At 53.6% G+C, this 16,575-nt stretch carries 12 protein-coding genes; all 12 read right to left on the bottom strand.

The window, feature by feature from the left end; genetic code table 11:
• Positions 1 to 96: 96 nt before the first annotated feature.
• Positions 97 to 1,725, bottom strand: a complete 1,629-nt coding sequence (locus ACTQ52_RS05925) for an MBL fold metallo-hydrolase RNA specificity domain-containing protein (protein ID WP_410043921.1) — start codon at positions 1,723 to 1,725, stop codon at positions 97 to 99.
• A gap of 337 nt (positions 1,726 to 2,062) precedes the next feature.
• Positions 2,063 to 2,776, bottom strand: coding sequence for an ABC transporter ATP-binding protein (locus ACTQ52_RS05920; RefSeq protein WP_441227006.1), 714 nt, complete (start codon positions 2,774 to 2,776; stop codon positions 2,063 to 2,065).
• A gap of 12 nt (positions 2,777 to 2,788) precedes the next feature.
• Positions 2,789 to 3,547, bottom strand: a complete 759-nt coding sequence (locus tag ACTQ52_RS05915) for an ABC transporter ATP-binding protein (RefSeq protein WP_441227005.1) — start codon at positions 3,545 to 3,547, stop codon at positions 2,789 to 2,791.
• A gap of 2 nt (positions 3,548 to 3,549) precedes the next feature.
• Positions 3,550 to 4,617, bottom strand: a complete 1,068-nt coding sequence (locus ACTQ52_RS05910; protein ID WP_410043924.1) for a branched-chain amino acid ABC transporter permease — start codon at positions 4,615 to 4,617, stop codon at positions 3,550 to 3,552.
• A 33-nt stretch (positions 4,618 to 4,650) separates the two neighbouring features.
• Complete coding sequence (locus tag ACTQ52_RS05905; protein ID WP_410043944.1) at positions 4,651 to 5,532, bottom strand: branched-chain amino acid ABC transporter permease; 882 nt, start codon at positions 5,530 to 5,532, stop codon at positions 4,651 to 4,653.
• 197 nt (positions 5,533 to 5,729) lie between these two features.
• Positions 5,730 to 6,959, bottom strand: coding sequence for an ABC transporter substrate-binding protein (locus ACTQ52_RS05900; protein ID WP_441982057.1), 1,230 nt, complete (start codon positions 6,957 to 6,959; stop codon positions 5,730 to 5,732).
• Between the two features lie 202 nt (positions 6,960 to 7,161).
• Complete coding sequence (locus ACTQ52_RS05895; RefSeq protein ID WP_441982056.1) at positions 7,162 to 8,169, bottom strand: NAD(P)H-dependent glycerol-3-phosphate dehydrogenase; 1,008 nt, start codon at positions 8,167 to 8,169, stop codon at positions 7,162 to 7,164.
• 24 nt (positions 8,170 to 8,193) lie between these two features.
• A complete protein-coding gene (locus ACTQ52_RS05890) occupies positions 8,194 to 8,838 on the bottom strand; it encodes a glycerol-3-phosphate acyltransferase (protein WP_410043927.1) in 645 nt (214 codons plus the stop codon).
• On the bottom strand, positions 8,838 to 10,172 hold the full coding sequence (gene der, locus ACTQ52_RS05885) for a ribosome biogenesis GTPase Der (protein ID WP_441982055.1): 1,335 nt from the start codon (positions 10,170 to 10,172) through the stop codon (positions 8,838 to 8,840). Before der ends, ACTQ52_RS05890 begins: the two co-directional genes overlap by 1 nt.
• Before the next feature lie 199 nt (positions 10,173 to 10,371).
• A complete protein-coding gene (gene nifJ, locus ACTQ52_RS05880) occupies positions 10,372 to 13,899 on the bottom strand; it encodes a pyruvate:ferredoxin (flavodoxin) oxidoreductase (protein WP_441982054.1) in 3,528 nt (1,175 codons plus the stop codon).
• A 350-nt stretch (positions 13,900 to 14,249) separates the two neighbouring features.
• On the bottom strand, positions 14,250 to 16,124 hold the full coding sequence (locus tag ACTQ52_RS05875) for a VanW family protein (RefSeq protein ID WP_441982053.1): 1,875 nt from the start codon (positions 16,122 to 16,124) through the stop codon (positions 14,250 to 14,252).
• Positions 16,121 to 16,387: a hypothetical protein gene (locus ACTQ52_RS05870; protein WP_441982052.1), complete on the bottom strand. Its 267-nt coding sequence runs from the start codon at positions 16,385 to 16,387 to the stop codon at positions 16,121 to 16,123. Before ACTQ52_RS05870 ends, ACTQ52_RS05875 begins: the two co-directional genes overlap by 4 nt.
• Positions 16,388 to 16,575 lie beyond the last annotated feature (188 nt).

The following is a 16,575-nucleotide window of genomic DNA, read 5'->3' as shown; positions in this document are numbered from 1 at the left end:
GGAGCTTTACGTCCTTTCTTTCTGACCCGGCCAATGCCTTCGACCCATACGTATATCCCTCCACCTGCAGGAATCACAGGCGGAGGGAACCGGTCATCATCGTATCCACTTATCATACAGGCTGAGCAGCTGGTTTGTAAAGCGTGCGAGGTCCTTATTGGCACCACCATAGTTTGCCTTGACGGCGGCCAACAGCTTCGTGTAGGCGGCCAGCAGGCGATCGTAGGCGGCATCGCTCGTCTTCTTCCGCTTCGAGGAGCCATCCTCCACCAGTACATACGTCGGCTTCTCGATCTTCTTCGGCTCTGCCACGGTCTCCCACTCATTCTTCAGGAGGTCGAAAACCGAACCGGAGTACGGACAGTTCACCGTGTAGTGGAGCTCGTCCTCGATCAGCTTCGAGAGTACCTCCATGCCGTCATCATTGCCATGCACGAGGAAGACACGGTCCGGCGCCTGCTCGTAGGCACGGATCCAGTTCATGAGGCCGAACTGATCCGCATGGCTCGACATATCGGCCATCTGCGCGATCTCCGCCTTTACCGCCACCTCCTCACCGAAGAGCTTCACGTGATCAGCACCATCTATCAGTGCCCGTCCCAGCGTTCCCTCCGCCTGATAGCCGGCGAAGACGATGGTCGACTCCGGACGCCAGAGATTGTACTTGATATGATGGCGGATACGACCGGCATCACACATGCCGGAGGCCGAGATGATCACCTTCGGGGTCTCATCGAAGTTGATGGCCTTCGACTCCTCGAGCGTGATGGCGAGGTTAAGTCCCCGGAAGGAAATCGGGTTGATACCTTTATCAACGATGGCACGCGTCTCATCATCGTAGCACTCATCGAGATTCTGCGAGAAGACATGCGTCGCATCGACCGCCAGTGGACTGTCGACATAGACCGGGAAGTTGTCATGCCCGACGATGAGATGCTCCTGCTTGATCTGGCGGAAAAGATACAGCAGCTCCTGCGTACGGCCCACCGCAAACGCCGGCATCACGACATTGCCGCCCCGATCGAGGGTCCGCTGCGTGATGTTCAGGAGATCCTGCAGATGGTTGACCGTCGTATCGTGGAAGCGGGATCCATAGGTCGACTCCATCAGCACATAATCCGCCTCCTTGATGTACTCCGGATCCCGAATCAGCGGCTTATCAAAGTTTCCGATATCACCGGAGAACACGAGCTTCTTCGTAACGCCCTCTTCCGTCAGCCACATCTCGATGGATGCAGAACCGAGCAGATGACCCGCATCGATGAAACGTACACGAACGCCATCCCCGAGCTCGATCATCTCATGATAGTTCACCCCGCGGAAGTGCTGCAGCACATTCGCCGCATCCGTAAGATCATAGATCGGCTCCACCTCCGGCAGACCCGCACGACGCCCCTTCCGGTTCTTCCACTCACACTCCTGCATCTGGATATGCGCCGAGTCCCGCAGCATGATCTCCGACAGTGCCTGCGTCGCCTTCGTCGTCAGCACCGTCCCGTTGAAGCCCTTCTTATAGGCCATCGGGATCATCCCCGCATGATCGATATGCGCATGCGTCAGAAGGATGTAGTCGACCTCCGAATACTTGATCGGCAGCGGCGCATTCTCATAGTAATTTCGCCCCTGCTCCATACCACAGTCCACCAGAATCCTGAGCCCCGCTGCCTCTACATAATGCAGCGACCCCGTCACCTCATGATCCGCACCTATAAAATGAAGCTTCATACAGGCCTCCTTCTCTCAAATCATGGAAATAAATTTCGTTGTTTTTATTATAGCAGAGTAGATATTTCTTTTCTATGCGCAGATTCAATCAGATGTATGAATTCTGAAGCGGATCATCGCGGCGGACCGGCTCCAGAGGTGCTGGTCGAGGACGTGTAAAATCAAAATATGACCCCTTAGAAACACTTGGTACATTTTCCTTAGCACTCCTTCCAACGACGAGTTTTCATAAAGAAAACTCGTTGATTGGAAGGAGCCTAGTGTTTCTTAGGGGTCATATTTTAGATTTTACCGCCGGAGACCAACAGCCTCTGGAGTCGGCCCGCCGCGATATTGCTTATTCTGACAGGTAGGCCGCCTTGACCTTCGGATCATTCGCAAGATCCTGCGCCCGACCCTCGATCGTGATTTTACCGGTCTCCAGCACATACGCACGATCCGCGATCGCGAGTGCCTTATTCGCATTCTGCTCGACGAGAAGCACCGTCACACCGGTCTCGTGAATCTTCTCGATGATGTTGAAGATCTCGTTTACATAAATCGGGGACAGACCCATGGACGGCTCATCCATGACGATCATCTCCGGATTACTCATCAGCGCACGCCCCATCGCGAGCATCTGCTGCTCACCACCGGAAAGCGTTCCTGCGACCTGATTCTTACGCTCCTCCAGTCTCGGGAAATGCTTATAGACCGTCTCGAGCGACTCTGCGATGCCATCCTTATCCTTCCGGGTATAGGCACCGAGCATCAGGTTCTGATAGACCGAAAGCTGTGCAAATACACGCCGGCCCTCCGGTACATGGGCGAGTCCCGCACCGACCATCTTATGGCCCGGTGTATGCGTGATTTCCTTCCCGTTATAGAATACATGACCGGAACGCGCCGGAATCAGCCCCGTGATGGTCTGCAGCGTCGTCGTCTTGCCGGCACCATTAGCACCGATCAGGGTGACGATCTCGCCCTTATCTACATGGAAGGAAATGCCCTTTAATGCATGGATCACACCGTAGTATACGTTGAGATCCTGTACATCTAAAATCGTACTCATGTCTTCTCCTCCTTAATCTCCGAGATATGCCTTGATGACTTCCGGATCATGCAGTACATCGGCGGTCTTACCCTGCTTCAGTACCTGACCGAAATTGAGGACGGTCAGACGGTCACAGATACCGGATACCAGCTTCATATCATGCTCGATCAGAAGGATCGTCATATCGAACTCATCCCGTACGAGACGGATGGTACGCATCAGCTCCTCGGTCTCACTCGGGTTCATACCGGCAGCCGGCTCATCCAGCAGGAGGAGCTTCGGCTCGGTTGCGAGCGCGCGGGCGATCTCAAGCTTACGCTGCTGACCATACGGGAGGTTGGAGGCCTTATAGTCCACAAAGTCCTGAAGGTCGAATACCTTTAGAATCTCCAGTGCCTTCGCATCCATCTCCTTCTCAAGCTTACGGTACTTCGGTGTTCTCAGAATACCGTCCAGCGTAGAATAGGTGTAATGGTTATGCAGTCCGGCCTTTACATTGTCCAGCACGGACATGTTGTGGAAGAGACGGATGTTCTGGAAGGTACGTGCGATGCCCTTCTTGTTGATCTCCTCACAGCTGAGACCCGTGATGTTGTCTCCGTCGAGAAGGATCTGACCACTGGTCGGCTTATATACACCGGTCAGAAGGTTAAATACGGTCGTCTTTCCGGCACCGTTCGGGCCGATCAGACCGTAAAGCTCATTCTTTTCGATCTGCACATGGAAATTATCAACTGCCTTCAGACCACCGAAGGAGATGCCCAGTGCTTCAATGTCTAACATAGCCATGCTTACGTCGTCTCCTTTCCTTCGTCACTCTTCTTACTGAAACGGGCCATGATCTGCTGGCGAAGCGCGATCAGGGATGGTGCCGAGGTAAACAGCATCATGAGAATCAGGACGATCGCATACATGAGCATACGATAGTCGTTGAGTCCGCGCAGAACCTCTGGCAGGAGCGTCAGGATGACCGCCGCGATGACGGAGCCACGGACATTACCGATGCCACCCATGACGACGAAAACGAGGATCATGATGGACTGGTTGTAGCCGAAGTTCTTCGGCAGCGCCTGGAGCGAGCTCAGGTTGTGTGCATACAGTACGCCGGCTGCACCCGCGATCGCTGCAGAGATGGTGAAGGCCATCAGCTTATAGCGGGTAACATTGAGCCCGATCGACTCGGCGGCGATACGATTATCACGGATGGCCATGATGGCACGTCCGGTTCTCGAGTTGATGAGGTTGAGTACCACGAAAAGTGCGACCAGCAGAAGGATCACGCCGATCGTGAAGGTCGCCTGCTTCGGGGTACCGGTGATGCCCTGCGCACCCTTGATGATGACGGTGCCGCCATCCATACCGAGAGAAAGCGAATCCTTCAGCGAGAAGTGCGCGCCGTGATCGTCGATACCGAAGTACAGTGCGTTGATGATGTTCTTGATGATCTCACTGAACGCGAGGGTGACGATCGCGAGGTAGTCGCCCTTCAAACGAAGAACCGGGATACCGATCAGGAAACCGAAGACAGCCGCAGCCGCTGCACCGATCAGAATCGCGATGATGAAACGAAGAAGCGGTGGCATCGCACTGCTCTTCATCAGCATCGTCCAGGTCGCGGAGGCGAAGGCACCGACGCACATGAAGCCGGCATGGCCGAGCGACAGCTCACCGGAGATACCGACCACGAGGTTCAGGCTCACCGCCATGATGCTGTAGATCGTGAGCGGAACGAGCAGTCCCTTGATAAGGGAGCTGACCTGTCCGGCATTCAGGAAGATCTCGACGATGATATACGCGAGAATCACCATACCGTAGGTGATCATATTTGAGCGGAAGGTCTTCGCCTTCGCTGTAGACATTGACATAGATGTAGTTTTCATTTTCATGCCGACTCACACTTTCTCCATGATCTTCTTACCGAGGATACCCGTCGGCTTCACCAGAAGAACGATGATCAGTACTGAAAATACGATGGCGTCACTCAGCTTCGAGGAGATGTACGCCTTCGACAGATTCTCAAGCACACCGAGGATGATCCCGCCGATGAACGCGCCCGGGATGGAGCCAATGCCTCCAAGCACGGCCGCAACGAAGGCCTTGATGCCCGGCATGGCACCGGTGGTTGGCGTCAGCGTCGGGTACGCAGAGCACATCAGGATACCGCCGATCGCCGCCAGTGCAGAACCGATGGCGAAGGTCATCGAGATGGTCTTATTGACATCGACACCCATGAGGGTCGCCGCGCCCTTATCCTCCGAAACCGCCAGCATCGCCTGCCCGGCCTTCGTCTTGTTGATGAAGGTCACCAGTCCGCCGACGATGATCAGACAGCACAGGATCGTCACGATGGTCTCACCGGAAATCGTCAGTGCACCACCGGCGAGCTTGACCGGCTTGATCGGAACGAAGGAGGTGAAGCTCTTCGGATTCGCACCGAACAGGAGCAACGCCACATTCTGAAGAAGGTACGACACACCGATCGCGGTGATCAGAACGTTCAGAGAGTTGGCCTGACGGAGTGGCTTATACGCGACCTTCTCGATGACGACGCCCAGCAGGGTGCAGATCACCATCGACAGAAGGGTCGACACCAGGATCGGCAGCCCCAGCTGGTTCAATGCAATAAACGCTGCGTAACCACCGACCATGAGGATATCACCATGGGCGAAGTTGAGCATCTTTGCGATTCCATATACCATCGTGTAGCCCAGGGCGATGATCGCATAGATCGAGCCTAAACTGACACCACTCAGCAAGTAGGAAATGAAACTCATCATCTCTAAACACCTCTTTGAAAATTTATGGGGTCTGACCCCCTTACAAATTCCTTACGGAACCTTCATCATTTCGTAATGGGGTCAGACCCCATAAACTGAATTCAATAAAGGGTTGCTTGTAGCAAGCAACCCTTTATGCTCTTTCATCATGCAGAAAAAGAAGATTTTCTCATGATGCTTCATCACTTTTCCGATCAGTCGGCAGAAGTATAGGCACCATCCTTGACGATGACCGCCTTCGGCTCCTTATCGACATCACCGTTCTCGCTCCATGTCATGCCGGTACCGGTGAGACCGTCATACTTGAGTGACTTCATCTGCTCTTCCATCGCTGTACCAAGATCAGATACAGACATGTCCGGAGTCAGATTACCAGCCTCGAGGGCAGCCTTCATGATGTATGCTGCATCATACGCATCCGCTGCGAACTGAATCGGTGTATCACCGAACTTATCCTTATAAGCTGTTACGAAGCTTACGGTCTTCTCATCGGTCGCATCCGCTGCGAACGGGGTCAGAAGCATGAGGCCCTCTGCGAGAGACTTATCGAAGTTCTCCACATCGAGGATACCATCCATACCATCACAGCCGAAGAAGGTCGGCTTGTAACCCATGGTGTTTGCCTGTGTCAGAACGAGTGCTGCCTCTGTGTAGTAGAACGGAAGGAATACGAGCTCTGCACCTGCGCTCTGCATCTTCTGAAGCTGCGTAGAGAAATCTGTCTTCGAATCCGCCGTGAACTGCTCATCCGCTACGATCTCAAGACCCTGGTTGCCGGCCTCGGTAACGAAGGAATCGTGAATACCGGAGGAGTAAACATCCGAAGAATCATAGATGATACCGATCTTGGTTGCCAGCTTGTGTGTTCCGATATACTCTGCGGACTTGGCACCCTGTGCAGGATCCGAGAAGCATACACGGTATGCATTCGGTGCTGCGGTACAGTCAACTGCAGAACCTGACGGAGTCAGAAGGAACATATTATCATTCTGTGCCTCAGAGGCAACCGCGATGGTCGGTGCGGAAGTGGTCGGTCCGATCAGCATCTGCATGCCCCAGTCCTTGAGGGAGTTGTATGCGTTGATGGCCTTCTCCTGATCATGCTCATCATCTGCCGTCTTATACTCTACCTGGTAGCCATTGATACCGCCGGCTGCATTGATCTCATCGATCGCAACCTGAGCACCATTGATGACAGACTTACCATAGATAGCTGCACCACCAGTCAGCGGTCCCTGGGCACCGATCTTCCATGTAAGATCTGAAGAACCAGCGGCTGTGGTTGTGCCCTCAGCTGCTGCAGCAGTTGTCGTATCGCCTGCAGCGGCAGCGGCTGTCGTCGCCTCCGGCGTAGATGAAGAACCACAGGCTGCTAAAGACGCAACCATCGAAGCTGCAAGTACTGCACTTAATACCTTTTTCATAATTTTTCTCCTCTCAGTTTTCTAAAATACAAGCTTTCTGAAAACTTTTCATCATTATAAAGTTCGTAGTTATGGAAGTCAACAACTTTTATAACATTTTTTCACATTTACAGCTTATATTATAACGTTAGAGAATATGTATTATAATATATTTTTCTCAGAACAACACAGGGCCCCGGAGGGGCCCTGCGTGAATTTAAGATTATTTATCAAACGGAACGTTCACGTTCTCGATGGTCCGGTCGCGGAGCATCAGATCACGGACCGCTTCCCTGGCCGACTTGCCTTCGAAGAGAATCTGATTGATGCCCTCGACGATCGGCATCGAAACCTCATACTTCTCCGCGAGTGCACGTGCCGCCTTCGCAGCATATACACCCTCGACCGTCTGACCGACCTCCTGCATCGCCTCCTCGTAGCTTCTGCCCTCGCCCATCAGGATACCGGCACGGCGGTTCCGGCTGTGCATGGACGCACAGGTCACGATCAGATCACCGATACCGCTCAGGCCGTTGAAGGTCTCCATGCGGCAGCCCATCTTCACGCCGAGCCGCTCGATCTCCGCGATACCGCGTGTGATCAGCGCTGCCTTCGTGTTGTCTCCATAGCCGAGACCGTCCGCCATACCGGCCGCCAGCGCGATGACGTTCTTCGTCGCGCCGCCGATCTCGATGCCCTTGATATCCGGGTTGATGTAGACACGGAAGCAATCGCACATGAACGCGTTCTGTACGAAAAGCGCTGTCTTCTCGGTATGCGCACCAGTCACGATCGTCGTCGGAATGAAACGCGATACCTCCTCGGCATGGCTCGGTCCGGACAGAACCGCGACATCTGCCTGCGGGATTTCCTCTTCGATGATATCCGACATCGTATAGAGTGTACCCTCTTCGATGCCCTTCGCCACGGATACGATGACCTGACCCTCGCCGACATACGGCTTCATCTCATGCGCCGTCGCACGCACGAAGATGGACGGCACCGCCAGCACGACGAGCTCCTGATCCTTCAGTGCAGCCTCCAGATCGGAGCTGAAGCACATGCTCTCCGGAATCACGGCACCCGGCAGATTCTTATGACGGTGGGTCTCCTGAAGCGCATCCACCTCCTGCTGAAACTTCGACCAGATGGTCACCTCATGTCCGTTATGGGCGAGCAGAATGCCGAGGGCAGTACCCCAGGTACCTGCGCCGATGATTGATGCTTTCATAAAATCTCCTCAATTTAAAGCAGATTACTTCTTAAAGTGGAACTTCGATTCCGTACCATTCTTCAGCCGCACGATATTTGAGCGGTGCTGCCATACCCCGAGCGCTGCGATCAGGAAAAACACGACGAGTACGATCGGGTAGATCGCCATGGACATCGGAAGAAGGCCGAAGTATCCGAAGATGGCAGTCAGGATAAACAGCAGGGATACGCCGCAGATCGAGCCGACGCTCACATAGCCGGTGGCCTTCGCGATCACCAAGAACAGTGCAAACAGTACGATGGCCATCCGCCAGTCGAAGGCGATGATAAGCGCACCCGTACAGGCGATTCCCTTTCCGCCGTGCAGCATCGGAAGTGCCGGAAAATCATGTCCGAGGATCGAACCGAAGCCCGCAAAGACGGTGATGAGGGTGCCCTCATCGATCGTCGCCGGTTTGTAGATCATGTGCATCATGAGGATCGGAACGATGGTCTTCGCGATATCCAGCAGCAGCACGGTCGCTCCTGCTTTCTTTCCGAGCGTCCGGCTGATGTTCGTCGAGCCCGGATTACCGGAGCCCTGCTTATAGATATCGATGCCCTGAGACTTCGCATACAGATAGCCATTCGGTATGTTACCGAAGATATATCCCACGACCAGGGAAATGATCATATGCTGTATATTCATCACTCATCCTCTCCGGCCTGGCGCTCACGGATCAGGAACTTCAGTGGTGTTCCCGGGAAGCCGAAGGCCTCACGAATCTGATTCTCGATGTATCTCGTATACGAGAAGTGCATCAGCTGCTGGTCATTCACGAAGATCACGAAGGTAGGCGGCTCGACCGCGGTCTGCGTCATGTAGAACAGCTTGAGACGCTTGCCCTTATCACTTGGCGGCTGCTTCATCGCCGTCGCTCTCGTCATGATGTCGTTGAGCACACCCGTACGGATACGAAGTGTCTGGCTCTCCCGTACCTGATTGACGAGATCGAAGATCTTATTCAGACGCTGTCCGGTCTCGGCCGAGATGAAGAGGTACTGCGCATACGGCATGTAGGAGAACTTCTCCATCAGCTTCGTCTGGAATTCCTTCATCGTCTTATCATTTTTATCCGGCACCGCATCCCACTTGTTCACGCAGATGATGACGCCCTTTCCGGACTCATGCGCGATCCCGGCGATGCGTGCATCGCCCTCCGTGATTCCCTGGGTCGCGTCGATCAGCACGAGACAGATATCCGCGCGATCCACGGCCGCGACGGTACGGATGACAGAGTAACGCTCGATATCATCGTCGATCTTTCCCTTCCGGCGAAGACCCGCCGTATCGATGAAGGTATATTCCTTTCCGTTATGCACGATCTTCGTATCGATCGCGTCACGGGTTGTGCCGGCAATGTTGGAGACGATCACGCGGTTCTGACCCAGCAGCTTATTGATGACGGAGCTCTTTCCGACATTCGGCTTACCGATGAGGGCGACCTTCACCGAATCATCCTCGTCTACTTCTGCTGTCTCGACCGGGAAGTGCTTGATTACCTCATCGAGCATGTCACCGACACCGAGCTGGTTTACCGAGGATACGCCGAACGGATCGCCTAGGCCCAGATTATAGAACTCATAGATATCATTTCCGAACTTCTGGAAGCTGTCGACCTTATTGACACAGAGAACGACCGGCTTTCCGGACTTCCGGAGCATATTTGCCACCTCATAGTCTGCATCGACGAGACCGGTACGTACATCCACGACGAAAATGATGACATCCGCCGTGTCGATCGCCAGCTGTGCCTGCGCACGCATCTGGGACAGGATGATATCCTGGGAATCCGGCTCGATACCACCCGTATCGATCAGTGTAAACTTGTTATTCAGCCACTCCGCATCCGCATAGATACGGTCACGGGTCACACCCGGCGTATCCTTCACGATGGAGATCTGCTTCCCTGCAATCAGGTTGAACAGCGTAGACTTACCTACGTTTGGACGGCCCACCACCGCCACCATCATTTTTCTCATATCTTCACCTTACTACGTGGTGCCCGAAGGCCCACATGCTATATATTGACATATTTAACTAAATAATTTTAGCATGAGATACATAAATCGGCAAGTTCCGTTCATCCGTCCTCAAACCCGTGGCCACGGGCTATACGACGAAGGGAGCCGGCTTGCGCCGGCTCCCTTCTCACATCACGTGAACCGAAGTTCAGGTGAATTAATTGTTGTACAGGTCGATGAGCTTCTTGAGGTGCTCATATCTAGCCTGAGACTCAGCCTGGTTCTTCTCGTCAAGAGCCTTTGCTCTCTCCGGGTTCTTAAGGCCGAGGGACAGGTAACGAACCTCACCCTTCAGGAAATCCTGGTATCCGGTGAAATCCGGCTCCTTGGAATCGAGAGTGAACTTCTTATCGCCACCAAGCGGGTTGTATCTGAAGTTGTTCCAGTAACCAGTCTGGAGTGCAAGCTTCTCCTCAGTCATAGCCTTCGCCATGCCCTTCTTGATGCCGTGGTTGATACAAGGTGCGTATGCAATGATCAGAGATGGTCCTGGATATGCCTCAGCCTCTGCGATCGCCTTTACAGTCTGCTGCATGTCGCCGCCCATGTCGATATGAGCTACATATACATAACCATAGGACATTGCGATACCAGCAAGATCCTTCTTGCCGGTCTCCTTACCACCTGCAGCGAACTGTGCTACTGCACCGGTCGGAGTCGACTTGGAGGACTGTCCACCTGTGTTGGAGTAAACCTCGGTATCGAATACCATTACGTTGATGTCCTTGCCGGAAGCAAGTACATGATCGAGGCCGCCGAAGCCGATATCATAAGCCCAGCCGTCACCACCGAAGATCCACTGGCTCTTCTTAGCGAGGAAGTCCTTATTCTTTACGAGATCCTTGGAAAGATCATCGGTCTTATCAGCAAGTGCTGCAACGAGCTTATCGGTAGCTGCACCGTTGGTAGCGCCGACACCGAAGGTATCAAGCCACTCCTGAGCGACATCCTTAACAGATGCATCCTTCTCAGCGAGCTCCTCTACTTCCTTCTTCAGTCTGGTACGGATTGCGTTCTGTGCAAGTAACATACCATAACCGAACTCTGCGTTATCCTCGAAGAGGGAGTTATCCCATGCCGGGCCCTGACCCTTCGCGTTTACAGTGTACGGTGTAGAAGGTGAAGAGTTACCCCAGATTGATGAGCAGCCTGTCGCATTTGCGATGTACATTCTCTCACCGAAGAGCTGAGTGATGAGCTTAGCGTATGGTGTCTCACCACAGCCAGGACATGCACCGGAGTACTCGAGTAACGGCTTCTTGAACTGTGAGCCCTTAACGGTGGTCTCCTTGAACTTCGCAACGACGTCATCCTTCTCAGGAAGCTTTACTGCGTAGTCGAAGAACTTCTGTCTGTCGAGCTCCTCAGCGATCGGCTTCATCTCGAGTGCCTTCGCGCCCTTCATGCCAGGACATACGTTTGCGCAGGATCCACAACCAGTACAGTCAAGTACAGATACCTGGATACCGAACTTGTAATCCGGCATACCGGTCATCGCCTTGGTCAGCATACCCTCTGGAGCGTTTGCAGCCTCGTCAGCAGTAAATGCGAACGGACGGATCGCGCCGTGCGGACAGACATAAGAACAGAAGTTACACTGGATACAGTTATCCGGATTCCACTGCGGAACGTTTACAGCGATACCTCTCTTCTCGTAAGCAGCTGTTCCGGAAGGAGTTGTACCATCGACATAAGCATTGAACGCAGAAACAGGAAGTGAGTTACCCTCCTGAGCGGAAACCTTATTCTGGATGTTGTTTACGAAATCAAGAACATCCTTGGCACCCTCGGTCTTATCCTTGAACTCAAGGCCCTCATCCTGTGCGTTTGCCCAGTCTGCAGGGATCTCGATCTTCTCGAATGCGTTTGCACCAGCGTCGATTGCCGCCCAGTTCTTCTTAACGACATCCTCACCCTTACGGCCGTATGTCTTCTGTGCAGCGTCCTTCATCAGCTTGTTAGCCTCTTCCTTCGGGATGATACCGGTCAGTGTGAAGAATGCAGACTGAAGGATGGTGTTGATTCTTGTCGGGCCCATGCCGGTCTCAATACCGATCTTTACACCGTTGATGATGTAGAAGTTGATCTTGTGATCGTACATGTACTTCTTAACCTGGCCAGGGATGTGCTCTGCGATCTCATCCTTGTTCCATACGCAGTTGAGAAGGAAGGTACCACCATCAACGAGCTCCTGAACCATGTTGAACTTGGTCATGTAAGCCGGGTTGTGGCAGGCTACGAAGTTTGCTCTGTGGATCAGGTAAGTAGACTTGATCGGCTTCTTACCGAATCTCAGGTGAGACATGGTAACACCGCCGGACTTCTTGGAATCATAATCGAAGTAAGCCTGCGCGTACATGTCTGTGTTATCACCGATGATCTTGATGGAGTTCTTGTTTGCACCTACGGTACCATCTGCACCGAGACCCCAGAACTTACAGTTAACGGTTCCCTCAGGAGTCGTAACAAGTGCTGGACCAGCCGGCAGAGAAAGGTGTGTAACATCATCATCGATACCGATGGTGAATCTCTTCTTATCAACGTTGTTGTAAACAGCAACGATCTGAGAAGGTGTGGTATCCTTGGAACCGAGACCATAACGGCCGGAAAGGATGGTGCAGTTTGCGAACTCTGTGCCCTGAAGAGCAGCTACGACATCGAGGTACAGCGGCTCACCGATGGAGCCCGGCTCCTTCGTTCTGTCGAGAACAGAGATCACCTTGGTGGTTGCAGGAAGTGCCTTTACGAATGCGTCCTTGCTGAACGGTCTGTAAAGTCTTACCTTGACAACGCCGACCTTCTCGCCCTGCTTAGCAAGGTAGTCGATGGTCTCCTCGATGGTATCATTTACAGAACCCATAGCAACGATGACGTGATCAGCATCTGCTGCGCCGTAGTAGTTGAAGAGCTTGTAATCAGTACCGATCTTCGCATTCACCTTATCCATGTACTCCTGAACGATTGCAGGAAGTGCATCGTAGTAAGGGTTGGAAGCCTCACGAGCCTGGAAGAAGATATCCGGGTTCTGAGCTGATCCTCTCTCAACCGGGTGATTCGGGTTAAGAGCCTTCGCTCTGAACTCATCTACATACTCCCAGTCAACCATATCTCTGAGATCCTCGTAATCCCACTCCTCGATCTTCTGGATCTCGTGAGAGGTACGGAAACCATCAAAGAAGTTGATGAACGGAATGTGGCCCTTCAGCGCTGCAAGGTGAGCTACCGGAGTAAGATCCATAACTTCCTGTACAGATGACTCACAGAGCATAGCAGCACCGGTCTGACGGCATGCCATAACGTCGGAGTGATCACCGAAGATGGAAAGTGCGTGCGATGCAAGTGCACGTGCAGATACATCAAATACGCCTGGAAGCTGCTCGCCGGCTACCTTGTAGATATCCGGGATCATGAGCAGAAGACCCTGTGATGCGGTGAAGGTTGTAGTAAGAGCACCTGCAGCGAGGGAACCGTGAACTGCACCAGCAGCACCAGCCTCCGACTGCATCTCGGTTACCTGTACGGTCTCGCCGAGAAGGTTCTTTCTGCCTTCAGTGGCCCACTCATCTACATGCTCAGGCATGACGGATGAAGGAGTAATAGGATAGATAGCCGCAACTTCTGTAAATGCATATGATGCATGTGCAGCAGCCTGGTTACCATCCATGGTTTTCATTTTTCTTGCCATAAGAATTCCTCCTGAAAAAATGAACTACCACTTGAAGCGGTTGTTATATGTACCCACCCATAGTGGGATATCATACTCGAAAAGAATTATAACATTTCCGCTATGAAATGCAAAACAAAAACGGGGCGTTACTAAATAAAATACAAGGAAATGCACAAAAAGATTATATCCTAGTAAACTACTATAGTATATATTGTACAGTCACTTCCCCACGTAACAGAAAAGAGCAGTCGCACACCACTGCAACTGCTCTCTTCTTAAGAAAATCTTCATGGGGTCTGACCCCATAAACTTCTGTTTAGATTCTGTTTAGAAAAATTTAATGGGGTCAGACCCCCCTTACGAAATTCTTACGGGCCGTCCTGGATGATCTCATCGTCATCCGGGCCTTCCTGTGCCCCCGGTGCTTCGATGACCTCATGATTCGAGGCGCTCGTCTCCGGGGTCGGTGCCTCCGGCTTCTTCGCGGTCTCGGCCGGACTCGTCTCCGGAGCCGGTGACGGCTTCGTTTCGGTGGACGGCTTCGGTCCGTTCTCGGCTACCGTGGATTCTGCCGTGCTTCCACTCTCCGCGGTTGACTCTCCGCTCTCTGCAATCGAGGACTCGGCGGTCGACTCCGTCGTTCCCGGCGCATACTGCTTCGGTGTATGACCACTGTAGTGTGCCATATGATCCTTCACCTTCTCGGTCGTTCCGTCGGCCTTATGGATCACCTTATAGGCCTGCCACTCGGAGCCCGCAGAGCCCGCAGACTCTGCTCCCTCCTCCGGGGTGATGATCTTCGGTGCCGGCACCGGAAGGTCTGTGGTCTTCTCGCAGACGAGCTCCCAGCTCTCGCCCTTCGGAAGCACACGGACACCATAGATCTGAACGGTACAGGTCTGGTCCTCATACCATGCACGGATACCGATGGCGTGATCCGAATTATTGATAAACTGATAGTCCGGGCCCGGGTAGGAAACCGTCGCGTCGGCACCTGGTGTGACATAGGTCGGTGCGAAGGTATGAGAGCGACGATAGGTCGTCGTGAGACCCGAACGGAATACGGCATTATAGAGGGTCGAGGAAACCTGGCAGACACCGCCACCGATCTCCTGCACGACCTCGCCGTTATTATACGCGCCGGCCGCACCATAGCCCTTCGCCTCGGTACGCTGACCGACGGTCTTATTAAAGGAGAATTCCTCGCCCGGCTGGAGCACGGTACCGTTGATCGCGGCCGCTGCCAGCTTCACGTTCTTATTACGGGTCGCGTTGCTCGTGGTCTTCGTCGTGAAGCTGCCGATCGTACCATACAGGTCCTTGATGGAGGAATCCGACGCGGAGATCTTCTCGCCCTCGCACTCGATGGTCGCGTCATAGACATGCTGACCGATCGACGCCATCACCTTCTGTGCGGTCGCCTCCGCATTCACAGCATAGCCAGCCACAGAGCCGCCGAAGACGAACTCGCCGCTCTCCTTATCGTAGCTTGTGATGTCGCCATTCTTCGGGCTCATCTTCCATACGATGGCGAGCTGCTTCATGTAGTCCGAGATCTGCGCGCTCATATCCGGCAGTGTCAGCGTATAATCGCTGCCTGCACCCGTCGTGCTCTCGGTCTCACTTTCCGCTCCCGAAGCGTCTGTACTCTCCTCTGCTTCGCCCGAGGTCTCACTGCCGGCAGACGCCGTTGCAGATTCTTCCGCGATCGCCGCCGCATACTCCGTGAAGATCTGATCGACCTGCGCATCCACCTGCTCGCCGATCAGATCCGGGATGGTGAAGCTCTTCGCCTCCGGACGGATCGTCACGCTGGCATACGGATTATCCACCGCCACCTTCTGTACGGAGCCATCATTGTCACTCTCTCCGGAGCCGCTGCTCGTCTCGGTTTCCTTCACCTCATCATAGACCGAAAGATCCGGCATCTTGAAGCTGTCGATGGAGGGATTCGCGTTCTTCACGACGAGGTTCCAGCTGTAGGCACCGTGGATGGCCTGCTTCACCGCCTCACGGTTCATACCATTCAGATTCAGGCTCTGTGCGTCCGGCGAAATCGCGCGGAGGTCGAGGGTGATGTCCTTATGGATGGTATCGGTATCGGTATACAGAACGTTCTGTGTCGTCTCTTCCGCAGCCGCCGAAGATTCGTGCGAACCGCCGACAAATCCGCCGCGCACGGCAAACACGAGTCCACCGCCCACGATCAGAAATGCCAGCACCGCGCCGAGTACAAGCTTCATGTTCGGCCCATCCTGGGATCTCCGTCCGTAATCACTGCCGCGTCGCCCAGCTCTTCCAGTCGAACGACCGGTACGGCTTCCAGTGCCTGCAGTGGACCGGCTCCCGCCTGCATAGCTGCTGTGGCTGCCCGACGAACGCGGTCCCGTATATCCGCTGCTGTGACTGCCCGTACTGCTGCGGCTACCGCTTCTCGATGCCGCACCCCGCGCATGGGACTGTCCGCGTGCGCGGGACTGCCCTCTGGATTTCTCAGAATATTCAAAATCGTCTCTCATACTATCTATATTTACTCCCTGAAGCCATTTCAAAGTTTTAAGGTTCACTAAAAAAGCGCCGCCCGAAGACGACGCCTATAATCTTAACAGGATTTCGAATCTTTGTACATGAGAGAAGCCGCGAAATACATGACGAATTTTTTACGGTTTTGTGAAGGCTTTCTTGTAATTTTTC

Source organism: Oribacterium sp. Sow4_G1_1, from assembly GCF_052116105.1.
GTDB lineage: Bacteria > Bacillota > Clostridia > Lachnospirales > Lachnospiraceae > Oribacterium.
The sequence above is the reverse complement of the archived record's forward strand: the minus strand, read 5'-3'. Positions and strand labels throughout refer to the sequence as shown.

Bases quoted from the DNA above. Each gene is read 5' to 3' on its own strand.
- nifJ (WP_441982054.1), bottom strand. From the start codon at position 13,899: ATGGCAAGAAAAATGAAAACCATGGATGGTAACCAGGCTGCTGCACAT.
- der (WP_441982055.1), bottom strand. From the start codon at position 10,172: ATGAGAAAAATGATGGTGGCGGTGGTGGGCCGTCCAAACGTAGGTAAG.
- ACTQ52_RS05920 (WP_441227006.1), bottom strand. From the start codon at position 2,776: ATGAGTACGATTTTAGATGTACAGGATCTCAACGTATACTACGGTGTG.
- ACTQ52_RS05900 (WP_441982057.1), bottom strand. From the start codon at position 6,959: ATGAAAAAGGTATTAAGTGCAGTACTTGCAGCTTCGATGGTTGCGTCT.
- ACTQ52_RS05915 (WP_441227005.1), bottom strand. From the start codon at position 3,547: ATGGCTATGTTAGACATTGAAGCACTGGGCATCTCCTTCGGTGGTCTG.
- ACTQ52_RS05910 (WP_410043924.1), bottom strand. From the start codon at position 4,617: ATGTCTACAGCGAAGGCGAAGACCTTCCGCTCAAATATGATCACCTAC.
- ACTQ52_RS05925 (WP_410043921.1), bottom strand. From the start codon at position 1,725: ATGAAGCTTCATTTTATAGGTGCGGATCATGAGGTGACGGGGTCGCTG.
- ACTQ52_RS05890 (WP_410043927.1), bottom strand. From the start codon at position 8,838: ATGAATATACAGCATATGATCATTTCCCTGGTCGTGGGATATATCTTC.
- ACTQ52_RS05895 (WP_441982056.1), bottom strand. From the start codon at position 8,169: ATGAAAGCATCAATCATCGGCGCAGGTACCTGGGGTACTGCCCTCGGC.
- ACTQ52_RS05875 (WP_441982053.1), bottom strand. From the start codon at position 16,124: ATGAAGCTTGTACTCGGCGCGGTGCTGGCATTTCTGATCGTGGGCGGT.
- ACTQ52_RS05905 (WP_410043944.1), bottom strand. From the start codon at position 5,532: ATGAGTTTCATTTCCTACTTGCTGAGTGGTGTCAGTTTAGGCTCGATC.